The 275-nt window shown below is 63.3% G+C and carries 1 protein-coding gene; it reads left to right on the top strand.

The window, feature by feature from the left end; translation table 11 throughout:
* A partial coding sequence (locus tag SB659_RS19405; protein ID WP_410551580.1) for an isocitrate lyase/phosphoenolpyruvate mutase family protein occupies positions 1-275 on the top strand: 275 nt, incomplete at both ends.

The following is a 275-nucleotide window of genomic DNA, read 5'->3' as shown; positions in this document are numbered from 1 at the left end:
CGCATGACAGACCTGCCCTCCCTCGTGGACGCGGACACCGGCTTCGGTGAACCCATGAACGTGGCCCGCACCGTCCATGAACTCGAAAACGCAGGCCTGGCCGGCCTCCACATCGAGGACCAATTCAACCCCAAACGTTGCGGCCACCTCGACGGGAAAAACGTCGTTGATATCGACACCGCCACCAAACGAATCCGGGCCGCAGCCGATGCCCGCAGGGACCCGAACTTCCTCATCATGGCCCGCACCGACATCCGCGCAGTCGAAGGACTGGA

The organism is Arthrobacter sp. SIMBA_036 (assembly GCF_046535135.1).
Lineage (GTDB): Bacteria > Actinomycetota > Actinomycetes > Actinomycetales > Micrococcaceae > Arthrobacter.
The sequence above is the reverse complement of the archived record's forward strand: the minus strand, read 5'-3'. Positions and strand labels throughout refer to the sequence as shown.